General features: G+C 71.5%; 15 protein-coding genes. 4 read left to right on the forward strand and 11 right to left on the reverse strand.

All coding sequences use genetic code 11. The features are described 5' to 3' along the window. Nucleotides 1-4: 4 nt before the first annotated feature. The 7 genes from ABEA43_RS42960 to ABEA43_RS42990 all read right to left on the reverse strand — a co-directional run bounded on the left by ABEA43_RS42960 (nucleotide 5) and on the right by ABEA43_RS42990 (nucleotide 7,086). On the reverse strand, nucleotides 5-907 hold the full coding sequence (locus ABEA43_RS42960) for a DivIVA domain-containing protein (RefSeq protein WP_345571435.1): 903 nt from the start codon (nucleotides 905-907) through the stop codon (nucleotides 5-7). Beyond that, nucleotides 904-2,076 (reverse strand): globin domain-containing protein, encoded by a 1,173-nt coding sequence (locus ABEA43_RS42965; RefSeq protein ID WP_345571436.1) that lies wholly within the window; start codon nucleotides 2,074-2,076, stop codon nucleotides 904-906. The genes ABEA43_RS42960 and ABEA43_RS42965 overlap by 4 nt, the downstream gene beginning before the upstream one ends. Nucleotides 2,077-2,218: 142 nt before the next feature. Next, entirely contained in the window at nucleotides 2,219-3,307 is a 1,089-nt protein-coding gene (locus tag ABEA43_RS42970) for a Gfo/Idh/MocA family protein (protein ID WP_345571438.1), read from the reverse strand. Next, a complete protein-coding gene (locus tag ABEA43_RS42975) occupies nucleotides 3,304-4,101 on the reverse strand; it encodes a ThuA domain-containing protein (RefSeq protein ID WP_345571440.1) in 798 nt (265 codons plus the stop codon). Before ABEA43_RS42975 ends, ABEA43_RS42970 begins: the two co-directional genes overlap by 4 nt. Nucleotides 4,102-4,120: 19 nt before the next feature. Next, nucleotides 4,121-4,939, reverse strand: a complete 819-nt coding sequence (locus tag ABEA43_RS42980; protein ID WP_345571442.1) for a carbohydrate ABC transporter permease — start codon at nucleotides 4,937-4,939, stop codon at nucleotides 4,121-4,123. A gap of 54 nt (nucleotides 4,940-4,993) precedes the next feature. Further along, entirely contained in the window at nucleotides 4,994-5,872 is an 879-nt protein-coding gene (locus ABEA43_RS42985) for a carbohydrate ABC transporter permease (protein ID WP_345571443.1), read from the reverse strand. Between the two features lie 29 nt (nucleotides 5,873-5,901). Then, on the reverse strand, nucleotides 5,902-7,086 hold the full coding sequence (locus ABEA43_RS42990) for a sugar ABC transporter substrate-binding protein (RefSeq protein WP_345571444.1): 1,185 nt from the start codon (nucleotides 7,084-7,086) through the stop codon (nucleotides 5,902-5,904). A 370-nt stretch (nucleotides 7,087-7,456) separates the two neighbouring features. Here ABEA43_RS42990 and ABEA43_RS42995 point away from each other — a divergent pair, with 370 nt between their 5' ends. Then, nucleotides 7,457-8,473, forward strand: coding sequence for a LacI family DNA-binding transcriptional regulator (locus ABEA43_RS42995; RefSeq protein WP_345571445.1), 1,017 nt, complete (start codon nucleotides 7,457-7,459; stop codon nucleotides 8,471-8,473). A gap of 51 nt (nucleotides 8,474-8,524) precedes the next feature. Here ABEA43_RS42995 and ABEA43_RS43000 read toward each other — a convergent pair whose 3' ends face one another. Then, nucleotides 8,525-11,497, reverse strand: a complete 2,973-nt coding sequence (locus ABEA43_RS43000; protein WP_345571446.1) for an AfsR/SARP family transcriptional regulator — start codon at nucleotides 11,495-11,497, stop codon at nucleotides 8,525-8,527. A 122-nt stretch (nucleotides 11,498-11,619) separates the two neighbouring features. Here ABEA43_RS43000 and ABEA43_RS43005 point away from each other — a divergent pair, with 122 nt between their 5' ends. Further along, the gene (locus ABEA43_RS43005; protein ID WP_345571447.1) at nucleotides 11,620-12,081 is read left to right on the forward strand and encodes a carboxymuconolactone decarboxylase family protein; all 462 of its coding nucleotides are present in this window, start codon (nucleotides 11,620-11,622) and stop codon (nucleotides 12,079-12,081) included. Between the two features lie 172 nt (nucleotides 12,082-12,253). Here the strand turns inward: ABEA43_RS43005 and ABEA43_RS43010 are convergent, their stop codons facing one another. Both ABEA43_RS43010 and ABEA43_RS43015 read right to left on the reverse strand, forming a co-directional pair. Further along, entirely contained in the window at nucleotides 12,254-12,397 is a 144-nt protein-coding gene (locus ABEA43_RS43010; protein ID WP_345571449.1) for a hypothetical protein, read from the reverse strand. Nucleotides 12,398-12,435: 38 nt separating this feature from the next. Then, nucleotides 12,436-13,329, reverse strand: coding sequence for a LysR family transcriptional regulator (locus ABEA43_RS43015; protein WP_345571451.1), 894 nt, complete (start codon nucleotides 13,327-13,329; stop codon nucleotides 12,436-12,438). A gap of 167 nt (nucleotides 13,330-13,496) precedes the next feature. Here ABEA43_RS43015 and ABEA43_RS43020 point away from each other — a divergent pair, with 167 nt between their 5' ends. Continuing rightward, entirely contained in the window at nucleotides 13,497-14,216 is a 720-nt protein-coding gene (locus ABEA43_RS43020) for an SDR family oxidoreductase (protein WP_345571453.1), read from the forward strand. 14 nt (nucleotides 14,217-14,230) lie between these two features. Here the strand turns inward: ABEA43_RS43020 and ABEA43_RS43025 are convergent, their stop codons facing one another. Further along, nucleotides 14,231-15,346, reverse strand: coding sequence for an alkene reductase (locus ABEA43_RS43025; RefSeq protein ID WP_345571455.1), 1,116 nt, complete (start codon nucleotides 15,344-15,346; stop codon nucleotides 14,231-14,233). Nucleotides 15,347-15,521: 175 nt separating this feature from the next. Here ABEA43_RS43025 and ABEA43_RS43030 point away from each other — a divergent pair, with 175 nt between their 5' ends. Then, nucleotides 15,522-18,995: an AfsR/SARP family transcriptional regulator gene (locus ABEA43_RS43030; RefSeq protein WP_345571457.1), complete on the forward strand. Its 3,474-nt coding sequence runs from the start codon at nucleotides 15,522-15,524 to the stop codon at nucleotides 18,993-18,995. Nucleotides 18,996-19,082: the final 87 nt, after the last annotated feature.

Raw genomic sequence — 19,082 nt, forward strand, 5'->3', positions numbered from 1 at the left:
AGCGTCAGTAGGGCGGCTCGCTCGCCGGCGGCGGGTCGCCGGCGCCCTCGGCGGTCTCCCACTCGTCGAGGTTCATCAGCAGCAGCTCGAAGTAGTCGCGCAGCTTGCCGCGATATTCACGGCTGGCCGCGCGCAGGCGTACGGCCTCGCGCTCCCACGCCTCCTCGCCGACCGGAGCCCCCTGCTCCGAGTCCGCCGACGACGACAGCAGCTCGCGGCGCCGGTTGCGAGCGTCCTCGACCAGCTCGCGGCTGTAGCGCTGGGCGTCCTGGATGTACTGGTCGGCGGTCTGCTGGGCCTGCGACAGCAGGCTGGCCGCGTACACGTGCGCCTCGTGCATCCGGCCCGCCACCGCCTGCGACTCGGCGGCGCCCGCGGGCTCCACGCGGGTCAGCCCGCTCCCGGGCGCGGCGGGCGCGGCGCTCTCGATCGCGCCGTGCTCCGGCTGCTGGGGCAGTACAGCGGGCGCGGCCGACGAGGCGTCGGTGACGTAGCCACGCAGGAGCTCCAGCTCGGACGAGAGGGCGTTCTTCTCCTGCGTCAGCCGGGTCAGCTCCTCCTCCACCCGGTCCAGCAGGCTGTTGACCTGGTGCTCGTCGAGCCCTCGCTTGCCCAGCGGAGCGCGTCTGAAGACGATGGAGCGCAACTGGCCGGGCGTCAGCCGATCACCGGCGCGCCCGAACGACCCGGACTCGGCCTTGCGCGGCTCGTCCCACTGCGGCTCCTCCCAGGATCCGCCGTCGCCCGCCGCGTCACCGGGCTCGTGCCAGCCGTCGGCCTCGACCTCGCTGTTGACGGTGAAGCCGCCGGCGTCGTCGTTGACGTGGAAGTCGTTGAGGTGGAACTCGTTGCCGGTCTCCGGCTGGCCGGGATGTCCGTTGTGGTAGTGCTGCACCGAGTCATTCATATGGCGAACCTCTGTGTTGGAGTGACCGCGCTCGCGAACCTCTCCAGGCGTATGCGATTGTCGCTGAACCCGTTCTCGCGCAGCATGCTCACCGTGCTGTCGACCATGGCGGGCGGCCCACATACGTACGCGTCGTAGCCGCCCCACCGCCCGTAGCGGCTGACGACCTCGCTCACCGTCCCCAGGGCGGCGACGTCGGGGTCGCCGATCTCGGACAGGGCGACCCGGACGTTGAGCCAGGAGTATCTCTCTGCCCAGCTGCGGACGATGTCCAGGTCGTAAAGTCCGTCGGGCTCGCGCGCGCCGACGAACAGAGAGACCCACGGCGGCACCGGCAGTCTGATCACGTGCTCCAGGATCGCCTTTATCGGCGCGAATCCCGTGCCGCCCGCGATGAGCAGGATATTGCGTTCGGTATTCGGATTGAGCGTGAGCGTCCCGACGGGTGCGCCCAGCCTGACGATATCGCCCTCGCGTATCTCGCGAACGAGGGCCTGGCTGACCGCGCCGTCGCCCTTCACATGAATTTCAATGGTGTTGTCCTGCCTCGGGACATTCGCCATTGAATAATACCGCCACATTTTCGGCCATTTAGCGACCTCAATGGGTGCGGACTGGCCTGGAACGTACGGGAAGGGGTCGTCGACCAGCAGCCGGATCACCGCGGTGTCGACCGCCCGGCGCTCGTGGCTGATCACCTCCGCCGACCAGTGCGGCGGCCTGGTGGTCGAGTCTTGACGCGCGCCGTCGAGCAGCATCTGGGACACATTCGCCAGGAACTCGCACCACTCGCGCTCGATCGAGTCGTCCCAGGCGCTCCCGGAGAAGCGGCGCATGGCGTTCACCACGCTGGCGCTCCACTGGGCGTAGTGCTCGGGCTCGGTGCCGAACTTGCGGTGGCTGCGCGCGAGCTGATGCAGGTACGGGGTGATCTCCAGGAGATTAGCGGAATTTTCCACGGTGAACGCGAGCGTGGTCATCAGCCGGTCGCGCTGGCTCCGCATGTTCACCGGAAACATTTCACGCAGCTGCGGTGCCCGCAGAAACATGTCGGAGAACAGATATAACGGCACGCCATCCCCGTACTTGGCGACCAGCTCGAAGTTATCCCTGAGTCGCTGAAAGCCCAACAAGGCCCCCCCAGCAGCGCTACGTACCTCGAGAAACATGTTACTGAACCGAGTCTAGACAGGGGCGCTTCTGATGTCCATTAATCCTGGTAATTCAGGTTTTCCGGCCTAGATGGTCAAGGCGGCGGCGCGAGCCCGCCGGGCGCCCTGCGGGCGGGCCGCCCGGCGCGACTGACGACCTTTATCGGGGCAGGTCAAACCCCATGTCAGCGGCTGCCAGCCGGGCCCGGATCTCCTCGCGTACGGGGAGGGCCAGCGCGTCCCGGTGCGCCTGCGCCAGCAACGCGTCGATCCGGACCCGCGTACCGGACTCCGCGGAGCGCACCGCCGCCTCGACCATGGCGAGGCTGCGGACGTTGCGGGCGATCGCCCCCGACGACTCCACGCCGGTCCGCAGCGCCGCGACGAACTCGGCCAGCGCCCCGGCGATCTGCTCCGCCGTGCCGCGCGGCACGTCCGCCGCGCCGCTGACGCTGGAGCTGACGCGGTCCTCCCCGTCCCAGGTGGCGGTGCCGCCCGAGCCGACGGCCCGCCATCGGCCGTTCCAGGACGTCTCCAGCCCGTCCGCGCACCAGGCGCCGGTGAACAGGTAACGGGCGCCGCTGTCGAAGAGGAACGACGCCGTGGCCACGGCGTCGCCCCGATACCAGCTCCACGCGGGGTTCCAGCTCTCGCACATGACCGAGACCGGCTCGGCGCCGAGCAGATGGCGAGCCGCGTCGAAGGCGTGGATGGCCATGTCCACCAGCAGCGGCTGCTCCATCTCGTCGCGGAAGCCGCCGAAGCGCGGGCCGCGGAAGAACTCGGTGGTGAGCAGGCCGGGCGGGCCGAGCTCGGCGACGCGGCGGCGGTATTCGGCCAGGGCGGCGAAGTACCGGCGGGACTGGCTGATCATCAGCAGCCGGCCGGCCGCCTCGGCGGCGGCGACCTGGACGAGCGCCTCCGCCAGCGTCGGCGCGGCGGGCTTCTCGCACAGGACCGGGATCCCGGCGAAGAGCGCCTCGATGTTCACCTCGCCGTGCGCCGCCGGGACGGTGACGTTCACGACGGCGTCCGGCTCGGTGGCGGCGAGCAGGCGGCCGAGCGAGGCGTCCACCTTGGCGTCGGCGCCGGCGGCGCGTACGGCCGCCTCCGCCCTGGCGGCATCGAGGTCGGCGACCCCGACGAGCTCGACGTCGGCGGACGCGGTCAGCGTGCGCAGCCAGGCCAGGCCCATCGACCCGGCCCCGACCTGCACCACCCGGAGCGGGCGGGCCGGATCCGCGCTCATTCGGCATTCTCCTTGTTGTTCATCGCGCCCCGGTAGCCGTGCCCGCCGAAGAAGTCGCCCATCTCGTACCTGAGCAGGGTCGGCAGCTCGCGCCGCGACCGGTCGCCGGCCGCCCACTCGGCGCCGTTGGCGATGACGTGCAGCACGTCCTGATGGTGGTAGACGGGGTAGTCCTGGTCGCCGGGGCTGAAGTAGAAGATCTTGCCGTTGCCGCGCCGGAAGGTGCAGCCGCTGCGGAACACCTCTCCCCCGGTGAACGAGCTGATGAAGATCAGCTCGTCGGGCGCCGGGATGTCGAACTGCTCGCCGTACATCTCCTGGGCCGGGATGTCGATGGGGTGCGGGATGCCGCGGGCGATGGGATGGGTCGGATTGACCGTCCAGACCAGCTCGCGGTCGTTCTCGCTGCGCCAGCGCAGCGTGCACGTGGTGCCCATGAGCTTGGTGAAGATCTTCGACCAGTGCCCGGAGTGCAGCACCACCAGGCCCATGCCGGACAGGACGTGCCGGTGCACCCGCTCGACCACCTCGTCGGACACCTCACCGTGAGCGGCGTGGCCCCACCAGGTCAGGACGTCGGTGCCGGCCAGGACCTCCTCGGTCAGGCCGTGCTCGGGGTCGTCGAGCGTGGCCGTCGCGACGGTCGCCCGCTCGCCCAGCCAGTGCTCGATCCCCCGGCGGATGGCGTTGTGCATGCCGTCGGGATAGATCTTCGCCACGCTGGGCTCGGCCTGCTCGTGCCGGTTCTCGCCCCAGACGGTGACGTGGATGGGCCGGGTGCTGTCCGCGTTCATGCGAGTGTCCTTTTCTCAGTCACTTGACGGCGCCGCTGACGGCGCCGGCGGCGATGTAGCGCTGGGCGAAGATCAGCAGCAGGGCCGCCGGTACGGAGGCGAGCACCGCGGTCGCCATGACGGCGCTCCAGTCCTGCGAGTTCGCGCTGATGTAGTCGTAGATGCCGAGGGTGATGGGCCGCACCTCGGGCGTGCTGGTCAGGGTGAGCGCGAAGAGGAAGTCGCTCCACGCCGACAGGAAGGTGAACAGGGCGGCGGTCACGATCGCGTTCTTGCTGATCGGTACGACGATCGAGACGAACGCCCGCAGGTTGCCGGCCCCGTCCACCAGGGCGGCCTCCACGAGCGCCCGGGGGATGGCGCCCATGAACGCGCGGATGAGCAGCACCGCGAACGGGATGCCCGCTGCGGTGTTGGCGAGGATCAGGCCGAGGACGCTGTTGATCAGGAAGAGCGAGTTGAACAGGGGGTAGAGCGCGTTGGCGATGACCATGACGGGGATCATCTGGGTGATCAGCAGCACCAGCAGGAACACGGCGCCGCCCCTGGTGCGGAAGCGCGACAGCCCGTACGCCGCGGGTGTGGCGATGATCAGGGTCAGCACGACCGTCCCGAGCGCGACGATCAGGCTGGTGACGAAGTTCTGGCCCTGTTCCTCAAGCGCCTGCCCGTACCCCGCGAACGTCAGGTCGAACGGCAGGAGGTCGATGGAGGCCGCGCCGGAGCCGGCCTGCAGGCTGCTGTTCAGCATCCAGTAGACCGGGAAGATCATCACGGCCAGGAAGACGACGCCCAGCACGGTCATGGGCAGCCGGCGCACGGTCGATGAGTGGTTCACGTCAGGCTCGCAATCAGCGCCTCGGCGCGCGAGGGGAGGAGGGGGTGGCGGGCGTCACTCGTGCGGCTCACGCCGGGAGAGGTAGAGGTAGGCCATGGCGAAGACGAGCGAGACCACGATGAGGACGTTGCTGATCGCGGCGCCCTCCCCGAAGTTGAACTCGACGAACGACTTGTTGTAGGCGTTCGTCGCCAGCGTCTGGGTCGAGTTGGCCGGGCCGCCGCCGGTCAGGCCGAGGATGATGTCGACGACCTTGAGCGTGTAGACGACGCCGAGCACCAGCACGACGCTGACGACGGGCCTGATGTTCGGCCAGGTGATGTGCCTGAACGACTTCCAGCCGACCGCACCGTCCAGCGAGCCCGCCTCGTACAGGTCGCGCGGGACCGCCTGCAGCCCGCTGTAGAGGATCGCGACGTTGAACGGGATCCCCAGCCAGATGTTCACCCCGATCACCCCGGCGAGCGCGAGTGCCGGGTTGACCAGCCACGGGACCGGATCGACGCCGAACAGGCCGAGGAAGCCGTTCAGCACGCCGCTCTCCTGGTCGAGGATCCACTTCCAGACCGCGCTGGAGGCGATCAGCGGCAGCAGCCAGGGCAGCAGCAGCAACGAGCGCAGGAACCCGCTCAGCGGGAAGTTGCGCCGGAAGAACAGCGCCAGCGCCAGCCCGATCACGAACTGGAACACGATCGACCCGATCGTGAACAGGGCCGTGTTCAGCAGCGTCGTGGTGAACAGATGGCTGGAGAAGGTGGTCAGGTAGTTGGCCAGGCCGACCCACGGCGCCACGCCGCTGTAGAAGGTCCTGGTCGTGTACTCCTGGAAGCTCATGACGACGTTCTGGACGATGGGATATCCGAAGAACATCGCCACGAAGAGAATGGCGGGCAGGCAGAACAGCCACTGCGCGTGACGTCTGGCTGCTGTCATGAGCCACTCCTTTCGACTGGGGGCGGCTGTTACTCGCCCTGCGCCTGCCGCAGGGCTTCGGCGGGCGTGGCCAGGCCGGTCAGAGCGATCTGCACGGCGTTGTAGATCTTCGTCGCCGCCTTGGGCCACTCAGGCCCGAGCAGCTCGGTGCGCGAGCGCGCGTTCCGGACCGCGCCGACGAACGGCATGATCGTCTGACTGGACGCCCCGAACTTCTCCGCGACCTCCGGGTTCGCCGGGATGTTCTGCCTGACCTCGGCCGACTGGAGCTGGCCGGCCGGCGAGGACAGGCATTTCACGAACTGCCCGGCCTTCGCCATCTTGGTCCGGTCGCCGGTCCGCGGCACGGTGAAGATCTCGCCGCCGAGCGGGGCGACCGGGGACTGCGACGCCAGCCGCGCGGGGATCGCGAACGACGCCCAGTTCACGTTCTGCTGCTCTTCGAGGGCGGGCAGCTGCCACGGGCCGTTGACCACCATGGCGGCCTTGCCGGCGATGAACTGGTCGATCACGTCGTCCTGGCTCCAGATGACGGAGCTCTTCGAGATCGAGCCGTCGTTCTGCAGGTCCACGAGGAACTGCAGCGCCTGCGCGGTCTCCGGCGTCGTGATGTCCTTCTCCGAGCCGCCGTTGGTCCACATGAACGGCAGGAACTGCCATGTGCCCTCGTAGGTGTTGATGTTGCTCATGGCGAAGCCGTAGCGGCCCTGGGCGGTCAGCTTCTTCGCGGTCGCGCGCAGTTCGTCCCACGTCTTCGGGGGCGCGGTGATGCCGGCGGCCGCGAACAGGTCCTTGTTGTAGAAGATCACGAGGGTGTTCACGGCGGGGGCGAGGCCGTACAGCTTGCCCTCGTACGTGCCCGCCTTGACGACGGACGGCACCAAGCCCTCAGCGCTCACGCCGTAGTCGCTCAGCGGTGCGAGCGCGCCGGAGGCGGCGATCTGCTGCCCGTCGGGATTGTCCAGCATGAGCACGTCGGGAAGGGTGCGCGAGGAGCTCTGCTGGAGGACCTTGGGGATCAGCCCGGGTCCGGGGACGTGGTTGATGTCGATGCCGACGCCGAGGCTCTTCGCGCACGCCTGGTAGATCGGATCGTGGCTCTCGTCGTAGTAGTCCTGGATGGTGAGCGTGTTCTTCGATTCGGCGCCGGCGGGATCGGCTCCACCGCACGCGGTCAGGGAGAGAGGGAGGAGTGCCGCCGCCGCGACAGCCACTTGGGACGCCTTTCCACGGCGCTTCCGTGCTGTCTCCATGAGTGAGCCGCTCCTTCTGCGGAATGCGTCAGGCGACCGCGCACGGCCGTTTATCCACGGCGCACGGCAGCGCTGGAGAATTGAGTCATGGAGGGCCCCTGATGCCGCCTGCCTGCGGTTTCGCGGCACGAGCGGATGGAGCCTCTTCGCTTCCTGGCAATGGACACTGGTCTGGCAAAGCGCTTAACCGGCATTCGCTTGTGAAGTATGTTGTGCCTATCGACGAGTGATGTCAACAACAAGTTAAGCGTTTTTACGAACGCGTTTGGGATATAGTCGCAGTGCTTCGCGAGTATCCGCGCACTCCGTACGAGCCCGGGAGGCGGCAGTCATGGTCACGATGCGCGACGTCGCCCAGCGCGCGAACGTCTCCATCGCCACGGTCTCCTTCGTCATCAACGGCACCAAGCGCGTCGCTCCGGCGACCCGGGCCCGCATCGAGGCAGCCATCGAGGAGCTCGACTACCGGCGCAACGTGGTCGCCCGCGCGCTGGCCAGCTCCCGCACGCGCATCCTCGCGCTGCTGCACCCCGACCTGGAGATCAGGCCGAACGCGACGGTGATCCAGTTCGTCATGAGCGCCGCGCACGGCGCCCGCGAGCGCGGCTACGACCTCGTCCTGTGGCCGGTGAACGACGACGAGCAGATGTCGCACCTGCTGGCCGGCGGCCTCGTGGACGGGGCGCTGCTCATGGAGGTGCAGATCCGCGACTCGCGCGTCGACCGGCTGATCGCGTCACGGGTGCCGTTCGCGCTGATCGGCCGGACGGAGGACGACGACCTGCCGTTCGTCGACATCGACTTCACCGCCACGATCGACCAGGCGGTCGAGCACCTCCGCTCGTACGGCCACGAGCACATCGCGCTGGTCACCCAGCGGACGAAGGCGCCGCCGGAGAACGAGCCCGGCCGGATCAGACGGGCGGAGGCCGCCTACCTGCACGCCATGGCGGCGCTCGGCCGATCCCCCGCCGTCGTCACCGTCGAAGGCACCTCGGCCGGCGGCCGGGAGGCCGCGCGCACGCTGCACGAGAGGTTCCCCGACACGACGGCCGTCATCCTGCTCAACGAGGGCGCCTCCGCGGGGCTCGTCAAGGGCGCGCGCGCACTCGGCCTGACCGTGCCCGGCGACCTGTCCATCATCTCGGCCTCGACCACGAGGGAGCTCGGGGAGATGATCGAGCCGTCGCTGACCGTCATGGCGGCGCCGGCGCCCGAGCTCGGCCGCCTCGCCGCGGACGCGCTGATCGACCAGCTCGAAGGCGTCCAGGACGTGCCGCCGCACATCCTCATCCCCTGCACCCTGGTCCCCGGCGAAAGCGTCGGCCCCGCCCCGTCCCGCCCGTAGACGCCCCAGGTCCCCCTGGGCATCCTCCGCCCGGCCCCGTCTCTGGACGTCTCAGTCCAGTTCGGCGAGGACCGCCGCCATTCCGCCGGCGTCGGGCACGCCGAGCTCCACGTACAGGTCCAGCGCTCGTTTGGCGTGATCGCGCACCTGCTCGGAGGCACCTCGATGGACGCGCGCCAGCCCCTCGTGGGCCCGCGCCTCCTCCGGCCGGTCGCCGAGCTCGCGCGCCAGGGCGAGCGCGGCCTCGTGCCAGGCCGCGGCCTGCCCGTGATCGCCGAGCGCCAGGGCGGCCTCCCCCAGCCCGTTGAGCGGGGCGGCCTCGTCGTTCCTGTTGCCCAGCTCGCGGCAGAGCTCCAGCGCCTGCCGATGGTGGTCGAGGGCCTCCTGGGGCCGGCCCTGCCGCCGGTGGACCTGGCCGAGCAGGTCCAGCACGCGGGCCTCGCCGTTCCTGCTGCCGAGCGCGCGATGCAGCTCCAGGGCGCGGCGATGGTGATCGAGCGCTTCTGCGTAGCGTCCCTGCCGCTCGTGGGAGATGCCGAGGCTGCTCAGCGTGTACGCCTCCCCGACGCGGTTGCCGAGCTCGCGGCTCAGGTCGAGCGCGTGCCGCAGGTGGTGGTCCGCCCGCTCGTACGCGTGCTGCCGCAGGCACACGTTGCCCATCGTGTTGTGCGCCCGCGACTGGCCGAGCACGTCGCCCAGCTCGCGGCACACCTCCAGGGCGGGCAGGCAGCTCTCGTACGACTCCTCGTAGCGGCCCTGCCGCCAGTACACCCACGCCAGGTCGAGCAGCGCCAGCGCCTCCGCGGCCCGGTCCCCCGTGCGGCGCGCGGCGTCGAGGGCCTTGCCGTGCAGCGTGATCGCGTCGGCGTGATGGGCGTGACCGTCGAGGTAGGGATGCAGCGTGGTCGCCAGATGCCCGGCGTGCACCGGCCAGCCGCCGTCGGCCGCGTGACCGCCCGCCGCCACGAGGTTGGCCCGCTCGGCGTCCAGCCACGCGGTCGCCGCGGCGTCGTCCAGGAGCGGCACGCTCTCCGGCCCAGGCTCGGGCAGGTCCGGCCTGCGCAGCCTGCCGAACGGATAGAGCAGCCCGATCGCCGTGACCGCCGTGTGCCGGTAGTGGTCGAGCAGCCGGGTGAGCGCGTCGTGCCTGGCCCCCTCGCTCTCCTCGGCCGCTGCGGTGGCCCGCGCGTGCTCGCGCAGCAGGTCGTGGAAGGTGTAGCGGCCGGGCTCCTGCTGGGCCAGGACGTGGGCGTCCAGCAGGTCCTCCAGCAGCGTCTCCGCGTCGTCGGCGGGGACGCCGGCGAGCGCGGCGGCGGCGTAGACGTCCACGTCACGCCCCGGGTGCACGCCCAGCAGCCGGAACATGCGCTGCCGCGCGGGGTCCAGGTGCTCGTACGACAGGGTGAAGGCGGCGGCCACCCCCCGGTCGGACGTGGCCAGCTCGGCCAGCCTGCGACGCTCGTCCCGCAGCCGGCCGGCCAGGTAGCCGACGCTCCAGCGCGGGCGGTGGCGGAGCCGGGCGGCGGCGATGCGCACGGCCAGCGGCAGGAACCCGCAGAGCTGCAGCACGTCGAGCACCGCGCTCGGCTCGGCCTGCGCCCGCTCCCCCACGATCGAGGCGAACAGCTCTACGCCGTCCCTGGCGGGCAGCACGTCCATGGACATCGCGTGGGCGCCGTCGAGGTCGATCAGCCGGCGGCGGCTGGTGATCAGGACGAGGCTGCCGGACGCGCCGGGCAGCAGGGGGCGTACGTGGGCGGTGTCGGCGGCGTTGTCCAGCACGACGACGGTCCTGCGCCCGGCCAGCTCGGCCCGCCACAGCGCCGCCCGCGCTGCGAGCGCGGCCGGCAGGCGCTCGGCCGGCACCCCGAGCTGGCGCAGCAGCGTCTCCAGCGCGGCGCCGGCTTCGACCGGCTCGTGCCCCGCGGTGTGCGCCTGCAGGTCCACGAAGAGCTGCCCGTCGGGGTAGCGGCCGGCGAGGCGGTGCGCGGCGTGGATCGCCAGCGCCGTCTTGCCGATCCCGGCCATCCCATCGATGGCCAGCACCAACCCGCCCGCCCGCACTCCCTCAGCGCCCCGCCCGCCCTCGGCCGTCCGTCCGCTCTCGATGCCGCGCCCGCCCTCAGTGCCGCGCCCGCTCTCGGTGGCCCGCCCGCTCCCGCCTGTCCGTTCGGCGATTCGCTCGATCTCGGCGGTTCGGCCGGCGAAGTCCGGGATGTCGTACGGCAGGAAGTTCGCCCGCGGCCCCGCTTCCCGTACCGGCGGCTCGGGGGCGGCGGCCCGTACCTGCAGGTCCGGGTCGTCACGGAGCACGGCCTGTTCCAGTGCCACGAAGGCCCGCCCGGGATCCAGCCCCTGCTGCTCCACCAGCGACTCACGCAGCGTCCTGGCCACCGACAGTGCCTCGGCCTGCCGTCCCGCGCGATGCAGGGCGAGCATGAGCTGCCCCGCCAGCCGCTCCCGCAGCGGATGGGCGGCCACCCCGGCGGACAGCTCGTCGATCAGGTCCTCGTGCCGCCCCAGCGACAGCTCGATGTCGGCCAAGCGCTCGATCGCCGACAGCCGCCGCTGCTCCAGCCGGGTCCTGGCGCTCTCGGCATAGTCGGCGTGCACGTCCGCCAGCGGCTGACCCCGCCACAGCGCCAAGGCGTCGCGGATCCGCTGGACGGCGGCCCCCGGCTCGGCGTCCGCTTCGACGGCCGCGAGCTGACCGGCGAACTCCTGTGCGTCGAGCCACGGAGGGTCGATCACGTACCCACCGGCCTGGGTGGCGAGCAGCGAAGCGGCTCCCACCTCGCGCAGCGCCCGGCGGATGGCGGTGATGGCGGCCTGGATCTGCGCACGGGCCGTGTCCGGCGGCGTCAGCCCCCACACCGCGTCGATGAGCTGATCGGCGCTGAGCACGCTGCGGGCGTGCAGCAGCAGGTACGCCAGGACCGCACGATGGCGCGGCGCCAGGCCGGTCAGCTCCCGGCCGCCGGCCGTGATCTGGACGGGCCCCAGGACGGCGAACCGTATCTCCACCGCCGCCTCCTTCCCGCCCTTGGCTCTATAGGGACATCCATCGCGAACGCATCGCGAATGTATCAACCCGGCTTCCGATGATGAGTGCACAGGTCAACGAGCCGAGAAAAGGAAATTTGATCATGGAAGCACGTATGAAGAACCCCGCCTTCGTCCTCGCCGACACCACCAAGGGCATCCAGACCATCTACAAGGCCATCTACCAGGGCGGCGTCCCCCAGGAGCTGCTGGAGATCATCGCCCTGCGCACCAGCCAGATCAACGGGTGCAGCGCCTGCGTGCACGCGCACGTCCAGAACCTCAAGAAGTCGGGCGAGTCCGACGAGCGGGTGGGCAATGTGGCGGCCTGGCGCGAGGCGCCGTTCTACAGCGATGTCGAACGAGCGGCGCTGGAGCTGACCGAGGCCGTCACCAGGATCGCCGACCGATCCGCCGACGCCGTGTCCGACCAGCTCTGGGACGAGGTCGCCGACCACTTCGACGAGCAGCAGCTCTCCGCCATCATCCTGACGATCTCCATCACCAACTTCTTCAACCGCATCAACGCCACCATCAAGGAGCCCGCCGGCGCCTCCTGGGCCTGACCCGACCAGCCTTTCCGTTGTTGTACCCGGCGCCGGTGGCCGTGTTTTCTGGTCATGAAGTACACCGTCCGAATCGCAGGGCGCGGACTACGCCGGCGACGAGGAGCTCCGGCTGACCGCCGACCTCGGCCCTGAGGACCCCACCCTGGAGGCCAGGTTGCGCCGCGCGGCGCTAACCGATGATGACCCCGGCGTCGGCGAGTACGGCCATGAACACGCCACCGCACAGAAGCGCTACAGGCCACACCCGCTGGGTGAGCGCGATCACCAGACCGGCGAGCAGCGCGACGAGGGCAAGGATGCGAATGACGTCCATAGTGGAGGTTCTGCCCCTGGATGAGGAGTCATTCGCGTTCAGCCCGTGAGCTGCGCTTGGGCGATCTTGCGGAAGGCCGCGACCAGGCGGCCGCGGTCGTCGGCGCGGGTCGCCAGCGCGACGTGGCACGGCTCGACGCCCTCCAGGGGGATCGTGGTGAGGTCGGGACGCAGACTGCTGCCGCCCAGGCCGGGCGTCACGGCCACGGCCTGACCGCCGGCGATGAGCTCAAGCTTGTCCTCCATGGCGTCGATCATGGGGCCGTCGGGCACCGGGCGGCCGCCGGGGCGCGGTTCGAGGCGCCAGAAGGCGCTCCAGGCGGGATCGGACTGCCGCAGCCGGGGCAGCGGCTCGTCGGCGATGTCGTCGAGGGTGATCGACTCCTTGCCGGCCAGGCGGTGGTCGAGCGGGACCAGCAGGACCCGGGGCTCGTCGTAGAGGATCGTCACGTGCAGCCGGTCGGTCGGGAACGGCAGCCGGGTCACCGCCGCGTCCACGCGGTGATCCAGCAGCGCCTCGCGAGGCTCGTTCCAGGCCAGGTGCATGGTCCGTACGTCGGCGTCCGGGTGGCGGTGGCGCAGCTCGCGCACGGCCGGCGTGATGATGAGGCCGGCTGTGTACCCGATCGTGATGCGGCTGGGCTGCGCGGCGGCCCGGGTGCGCGCCGCGGCCTGGGCGGCGGACCGCAGCAGCGTCTTGGCCAGCGGCAGGAAGACCTCGCCTGCCTCCGTGAGCCGGCTGCCCTGCGGCGTGCGGTCCAGCAGGCGGGCGCCCAGCTGCTGTTCGAGCCGGCGGATCTGCCGGCTCAGTGACGGCTGGGTGAGGTGGAGGACGACGGCGGCGCGGCCGAAGTGCCGGTGCTCGGCGACGACGGCGAAGCACCGCACCAGCCGCAGGTCGAGGTCCACATCAGGGGGCAGCGAGTCGGGCATGGACCCAGCCTAGCTGCGGTGATGCGCGGATCGTATCGCGCCTTGCGAAACATTCATTGGACGTGGCGCGCCGCGTGGCCACAAAGTGGAACCACCGGCCCAGAACCCCCCGCGACACTCGTCGCGGACCTCCGGTTTCCGCTGAACGACCGTACAGGAGCCCTCACATGCCCACAGCACTGATCACCGGCGGTACCAGCGGAATCGGCCGGGCCACCGCCGCATTGCTCCATCGCCGGGGGTACGAGGTGATCGTGACCGGGCAGAACCCCGTCACCATCGCCACCGCTGAGAAGGAGCTGCCTGAAGGAGTCGTCGTCGTACGCGCCGACGCCCGGTCCCTCCCCGACGCCGATCGCGTCGCCGAGGAGATCCGGCGGCGCTTCGGAGCGCTCGACGCCGTGTTCCTCAACGCCGGGATCGTCCGGTCGCAACCGATGGAGGCCTTCGACGAGGCCACCTTCGACGACCTGTTCGACGTCAACGTCAAAGGCCAGTTCTTCACGTTGCAGAAGGTTCTTCCCCTGCTCAACGAGGGGGGTTCGATCATCTTCAACGTCGGCGTCGGCGCCACCAGAGGGCTGCCCAACGGGTCCGTCTCCGTCGCCGCCAAGGGAGCGCTCCTCTCGCTGGTGCCCTCCCTGGCCCTGGAGCTGGCGCCCCGGCGCATCCGCGTGAACGCCATCAGCCCCGGCCCGATCGCGACCGGGATCTGGGCCAAGCAAGGGTTTCCGCAGGATGCGCTGGACGAGATCGCCCGCGCCATTCCCTTGGGGCGGCTGGGGACCAGCGAAGAGGTCGCCGAGGTCGTGGCGTTCCTCGCCGCCGCCGGTTTCGTCACCGGCGAGAACATCGTGGTCGGCGGCGGGGTCGGGCTCAGCGCGTAACCGCCGGGGTCTTGTCAGACCGCGACCGGGTCGAGCCGGTCAGGGGCGGCGGCCAGCGCCGGGTAGTCGGTGTATCCGAGCTCCGTGCCCCCGTACCAGTACTCGTCGCGGACCGGGTTGAGCGGCGCGCCGCGGCGGAAGCGTTCGACCAGGTCGGGGTTCGCCAGGAACGCCCGGCCCAGCGAGATCAGGTCGGCGCCCGCGGCGAGGAGCCGCTCGCCCTCACGCCGGCCGCCGTCGGCGGGGAACGGGGTGGGCCACGGCAGCGCCGGGTTGGCGATCAGCGTGGCCGGCCAGTCGCCGCGGATGCGGTGGAACAGCGGCACACCGGGGTCGGCGAAGACGACGTGCAGGTAGGCCAGGCCCTTGTCCGCCAGCGCGCCGACGAGCGCCGGATAGACGCGCTCGATGTCGTGCTCGCGCATGGCGTTGGCCGTGACGCCGGGCGCGATGCGCAGGCCCACCCGCGCGGGGCCGACCGCGTCGGCGACGGCCTCGGCCACCTCGACCGCGAAGCGGATGCGGCCGGCCACGGACCCGCCGTAGGCGTCGGCACGGTGGTTCGTGGCGTCCGACAGGAACTGGTGGATGAGGTAACCGTTGCCGCCGTGCACCTCCACCCCCTCGAACCCGGCGTCGACGGCGCGCCGGGCGGCGGCGGCGAAGTCGGCCACGGTGGAGCGGATCTCCGCGACGGTCATCTCACGGGGCACGACGCCCGGCTGGGACCCGTTCGGGGTGAAGATCGGGTCGGGGAAGGCCACCGGCGAGGGCGCGACCGGCGTCAGGCCGGTGATGTCCGGGTGGCCGATCCGGCCGCCGTGCTGGAGCTGCAGGAACATCCGGCCGCCCGCGGCGCGCACCGCGCCGGTGACGCGCCGCCACCCGGCCACGTGCGCGTCGTTGTGGATTCCGGGGATGTTGGGATAGGTCTGCCCGACCGCGTTCGGCGTGCTGGCCTCGGCGATGATCAGCCCCGCGGAGGCTCTTTGCGCGTAGTAGGCGGCCATGATCGGCTCGGGGACGCCGTCGGCCGCCGCGCGGTTGCGCGTCAGCGGCGCCATCACCAGCCGGTTGGGCAGGCGCAGAGCGCCGAGGCGGGCGGGCTCGAACAGGCGGGAGTTGTCCATGATCATCTGGTCCGATCTCTCAGGGGTGCCCTGGCAGTGACGACTGTGCTCCTGAGCGCTTCGGAGCGCCTGACGGTCCGCTGACGGTCGCGCTGCGCGGTGCCTGACCGTCGGGCTTCGCGGTGCCTGACCGTCCGCTGACGGTTGCTGCCCGGCTCTGTGTACGGTGGCCACTGTGCGGTTCGGAGTGCTTGGTCCACTGATGGTGCTGGACGACGAGGGCCGGCCGATCAAGGTCCTCGAAGTCAAGGTCAGGGCGCTGCTCGCCGACCTGCTCGTGCACGAGGGCCGCCCGGTTTCCGCCGATCGGCTCATCGACGACCTGTGGGGCGCGGAGCCGCCGGGCAACCCCGCCAACGCCCTCCAGGCCAAGGTCTCCCAGCTGCGCCGGGCGCTCGGCCGCGACCGCGTGGTCTACCAGGCTCCCGGCTACCGGCTGCGGCTCGGGTCGGGCGACGAGGTGGACGCGGACCGGTTCAGGGCCCTGGTGTCCGAGGCCCGGTCGGCCGGCGACGCGCGGGCCGCGCTGCTCACCGAGGCGCTCGGGTTGTGGCGCGGGCGGGCGTACGCCGAGTTCGCCGACGAGGAGTTCGCCCGTACGGCTGCGCACCGCCTGACCGAGCAGCGCCTCGCCGTCGTGGAGGAACAGGCCGAGACCCGCCTGGCTGCCGGCGACCACCTCCTGCTCACCGGGGAGCTCGCCGGCCTGGTGTCCCGTCATCCGCTTCGCGAACGACTGCGCGCGGTCCAGCTGCGCGCCCTGTACCTGGCCGGTCGGCAGGGCGAGGCGCTGGCCTCGTACGCGGAGCTGCGCGACCGCCTGGCGAACGAGCTCGGCGTCGATCCGAGCCCAGAGCTGACCGCCCTGCACCAGGCGATCCTCCGCCAGGACCCGTCTCTTTCCCCACCTCCGGCCAACGACCCCTTCACCGGGGGCAGGACATCGGCCCCACTTCCAGACGGCGCCCCCTTCGCCGCACGCAGGGCATCCGGCTTCCCCTCGGACGGTGTCGCCTTCGGCTCGCGTCAGGGGCCGGGCCCGCCTTCGACCGACGACGCCGACGCTTCGGTGCGCACGGGCTCGAATCTTCCCGCCCCGCTCACCGCCCTGATCGGTCGCGAGCACGCCCTGGACGGGGTCGGCCGACTCCTCGGCGGCACCCGCCTGGTCACCCTGACCGGGCCGGGCGGAGTGGGCAAGACGCGGCTCGCGGTGGAGGTCGCGACGCGGGTCGCCCACTCCCCTGACGCCGATGTGCCCGGCGGGGTGTGGCTGGTCGAGCTGGCCGCCCAGCACGGCGGCATGGCCGACCTCGCGCAGGCGGTCGCCGCCGTGCTCGGCCTCAGCGCCGACGTGCCCACCGCCCCACCAGGACTCGGTACGCCCCGACCGCCCGCCGACCGGCTCGCCGTCGCCCTGCGTGAGCGCCGGACCCTGCTCGTACTGGACAACTGCGAACATGTCATCGACGCCGCCGCCGAGCTCGCGGACCTGCTGCTGCGCGCCGCGCCCGGGCTGCGCGTCCTCGCCACCAGCCGTGAGCCGCTCGGCCTGACGGGCGAGACCGTATTCCTGGTCGAGCCCCTCCAGCCGGCCGACGCGGTACGCCTGTTCGCCGCGCGAGCCGCCGCATCGACGCCGGGCTTCACGCTCGACGCCGAAACCGGCAATACCGGCAAAGCTGGTGGGACGGACGACGCTGGCCAGACCCGCAAGCCTGGCGAGACCGGCGAAGCAGGCCAGGCCGACCAGGCGGGCCAAGCGGCCCAGACCGGCCAGCCGGGGCAGACGGACCAGACCGGCGAGACCGATCAGTCTGGCCAGGCGGGGGAGATCGGGCGGGTGGTGGCTGAGATCTGCCGCCGCCTCGACGGCATCCCGCTCGCGCTCGAACTCGCGGCGACCCGGGTCCGTGGCCTCGGTGTGCGGGAGCTGGCGGCGCGCCTGGAGGACCGGTTCCGGGTGCTCAGCACCGGGCAGCGCGGCGCGCCGGCCCGCCAGCAGACGCTGCGGGCGATGATCGACTGGAGCTGGGAGCTGCTCAGCGCGCCGGAGCAGGTCGTGCTGCGCCGCCTGGCCGTACACGCCGACGGGTGCACGCTGGACGCGGCCGAGGCGGTGTGCGCGGGTGCCGGCGTACCGCGTGAAGACGTGCTCGACCTGGTGACGCGCCTGGTCGACCGGTCCCTGGTCGTCATGGTCGACAGAAAGGAGGGGCCGCGCTACCGGCTGCTCGAATCCGTGGCCGCGTACGCGATGGAGCGCCTGCACGAGGCGGAAGACCTCGCCGGCGTACGCGAGCGGCACCTGCTCCACTACCTCGGCCTCGCCGAACGGGCCGAGCCCGAGCTGCGCGGCCCGCGGCAGCAGGCGTGGCTCGGGCGCCTCGACGCCGAGGCCGCCAACCTGCGATCGGCGCTGGAGGAGGCGGTGCGACGGGACGTGCCGGACGCAGCCGTCCGCCTGGCCACCGCCCTCTGCTGGTGGTGGCTGCTGCGCGGCCGGCTGAGCGAGGGCCGCGGCGCCCTGTCGGAAGTGCTCGCCGTCGCCCCGGAGGCCGCGGAGCTGCGGGTGCTGGAGAGCGCGTTCACGCTGCTGACCGGCGACCGCTCGGGGCCGCGACCGGCCCTCCCCGTGGGGATCGACGATCCGGTACGGCGCGGCCGGGCGGCCTGGCTGCACGCGTACGGGCTGTTCCATGCCGGGATCCCGGCCGCCGGCGAGGAGCTCAACGCCCATGCGCTCGACCTGCTGGCCGACGACGCCTGGGGCACCGCGGCCGCACTCGGGCTGCGGGCCATGCAGGCGCTGATCCGCGGGGACCTCGACGGCGTCGCGCGGGACGGCCTGCGCAGCGCCGAGCTCTTCCGCGAGCTCGGGGACCGCTGGGGCGAGCTGCAGACCGTGTCCCCGCTGTCCACACTCGCCGAGATCAAGGGCGACTACGCGGAAGCCGCCCGCCGTCAGCACCATGGGTTGCGCATCGCCCAGGAGCTGGGCCTGGCGTCGGAGGTCGCCGCGCGCCACTCCGGGCTCGGCCGGCTGGCGCTGCTCTCGCAGGAGTGGGACCAGGCCCATGACCTGCATGATCGGGCTCGGCAACTGGCCGCTCAGCAGGGCTACGTCTATGGCGAGGTACACGCGATCATGGGGCTGGCGCTCGGGGCCCGCCGCTCCGGGGACCTCGACGCGGCGCAGGCGTACCTGGTCCGGCTCCGCGACGAGTTCGTGTCCTCGGAGGTGGGCACGCACCTGCTGCTCGCCGAGCTGGGCTTCACCGCCGAGCTGCGCGGGGACGCGGCGCAGGCCACGGACTGCCAGCTGCGCGGCCTGGAGATCGCCTGCTCGATCGGGGAGCCCCGGGCCCTCGCCCTGTCGCTGGAGGGCCTGGCGGGCGCGGCGGCGCTGTCCCGCGACGCGGACCGGACCGGGTACGCGGCCCAGCTGCTCGGGGCGGCGGACGCGGCACGGCGGAGCGTGGGCACTCCCCTGCCGCCCGCCGAACGCGGTGACGTGGACCGGATCACGGCGGCGGCGACGGCCGTCCTGGGCGAGGCGGCGTTCGCCGAGGCGTTCCGGCGCGGCACCCGCCTGACCTCGCAGGAGGCCGCTCACCTCGCCCGGACCGCACTCGCCCCCACCTCCTGAACGCCCTGAAACCGGGCACGCTGAGTACGGGCTACTCAGGCGCCCGCCCTCCATCCGCGCGACGCTGGTTCGAAGAAAGCAGCACAG

Source organism: Nonomuraea rosea (genome assembly GCF_039539705.1).
Lineage (GTDB): Bacteria > Actinomycetota > Actinomycetes > Streptosporangiales > Streptosporangiaceae > Nonomuraea > Nonomuraea rosea.

What these genes read in the sequence shown, in the direction of transcription:
- ABEA43_RS42960 (WP_345571435.1), bottom strand. Translation starts at nt 907, where the DNA reads ATGAATGACTCGGTGCAGCACTACCACAACGGACATCCCGGCCAGCCG.
- ABEA43_RS42965 (WP_345571436.1), bottom strand. Translation starts at nt 2,076, where the DNA reads ATGTTTCTCGAGGTACGTAGCGCTGCTGGGGGGGCCTTGTTGGGCTTT.
- ABEA43_RS42970 (WP_345571438.1), bottom strand. Translation starts at nt 3,307, where the DNA reads ATGAGCGCGGATCCGGCCCGCCCGCTCCGGGTGGTGCAGGTCGGGGCC.
- ABEA43_RS42975 (WP_345571440.1), bottom strand. Translation starts at nt 4,101, where the DNA reads ATGAACGCGGACAGCACCCGGCCCATCCACGTCACCGTCTGGGGCGAG.
- ABEA43_RS42985 (WP_345571443.1), bottom strand. Translation starts at nt 5,872, where the DNA reads ATGACAGCAGCCAGACGTCACGCGCAGTGGCTGTTCTGCCTGCCCGCC.
- ABEA43_RS42995 (WP_345571445.1), top strand. Translation starts at nt 7,457, where the DNA reads ATGGTCACGATGCGCGACGTCGCCCAGCGCGCGAACGTCTCCATCGCC.
- ABEA43_RS43005 (WP_345571447.1), top strand. Translation starts at nt 11,620, where the DNA reads ATGGAAGCACGTATGAAGAACCCCGCCTTCGTCCTCGCCGACACCACC.
- ABEA43_RS43010 (WP_345571449.1), bottom strand. Translation starts at nt 12,397, where the DNA reads ATGGACGTCATTCGCATCCTTGCCCTCGTCGCGCTGCTCGCCGGTCTG.
- ABEA43_RS43015 (WP_345571451.1), bottom strand. Translation starts at nt 13,329, where the DNA reads ATGCCCGACTCGCTGCCCCCTGATGTGGACCTCGACCTGCGGCTGGTG.
- ABEA43_RS43020 (WP_345571453.1), top strand. Translation starts at nt 13,497, where the DNA reads ATGCCCACAGCACTGATCACCGGCGGTACCAGCGGAATCGGCCGGGCC.
- ABEA43_RS43025 (WP_345571455.1), bottom strand. Translation starts at nt 15,346, where the DNA reads ATGGACAACTCCCGCCTGTTCGAGCCCGCCCGCCTCGGCGCTCTGCGC.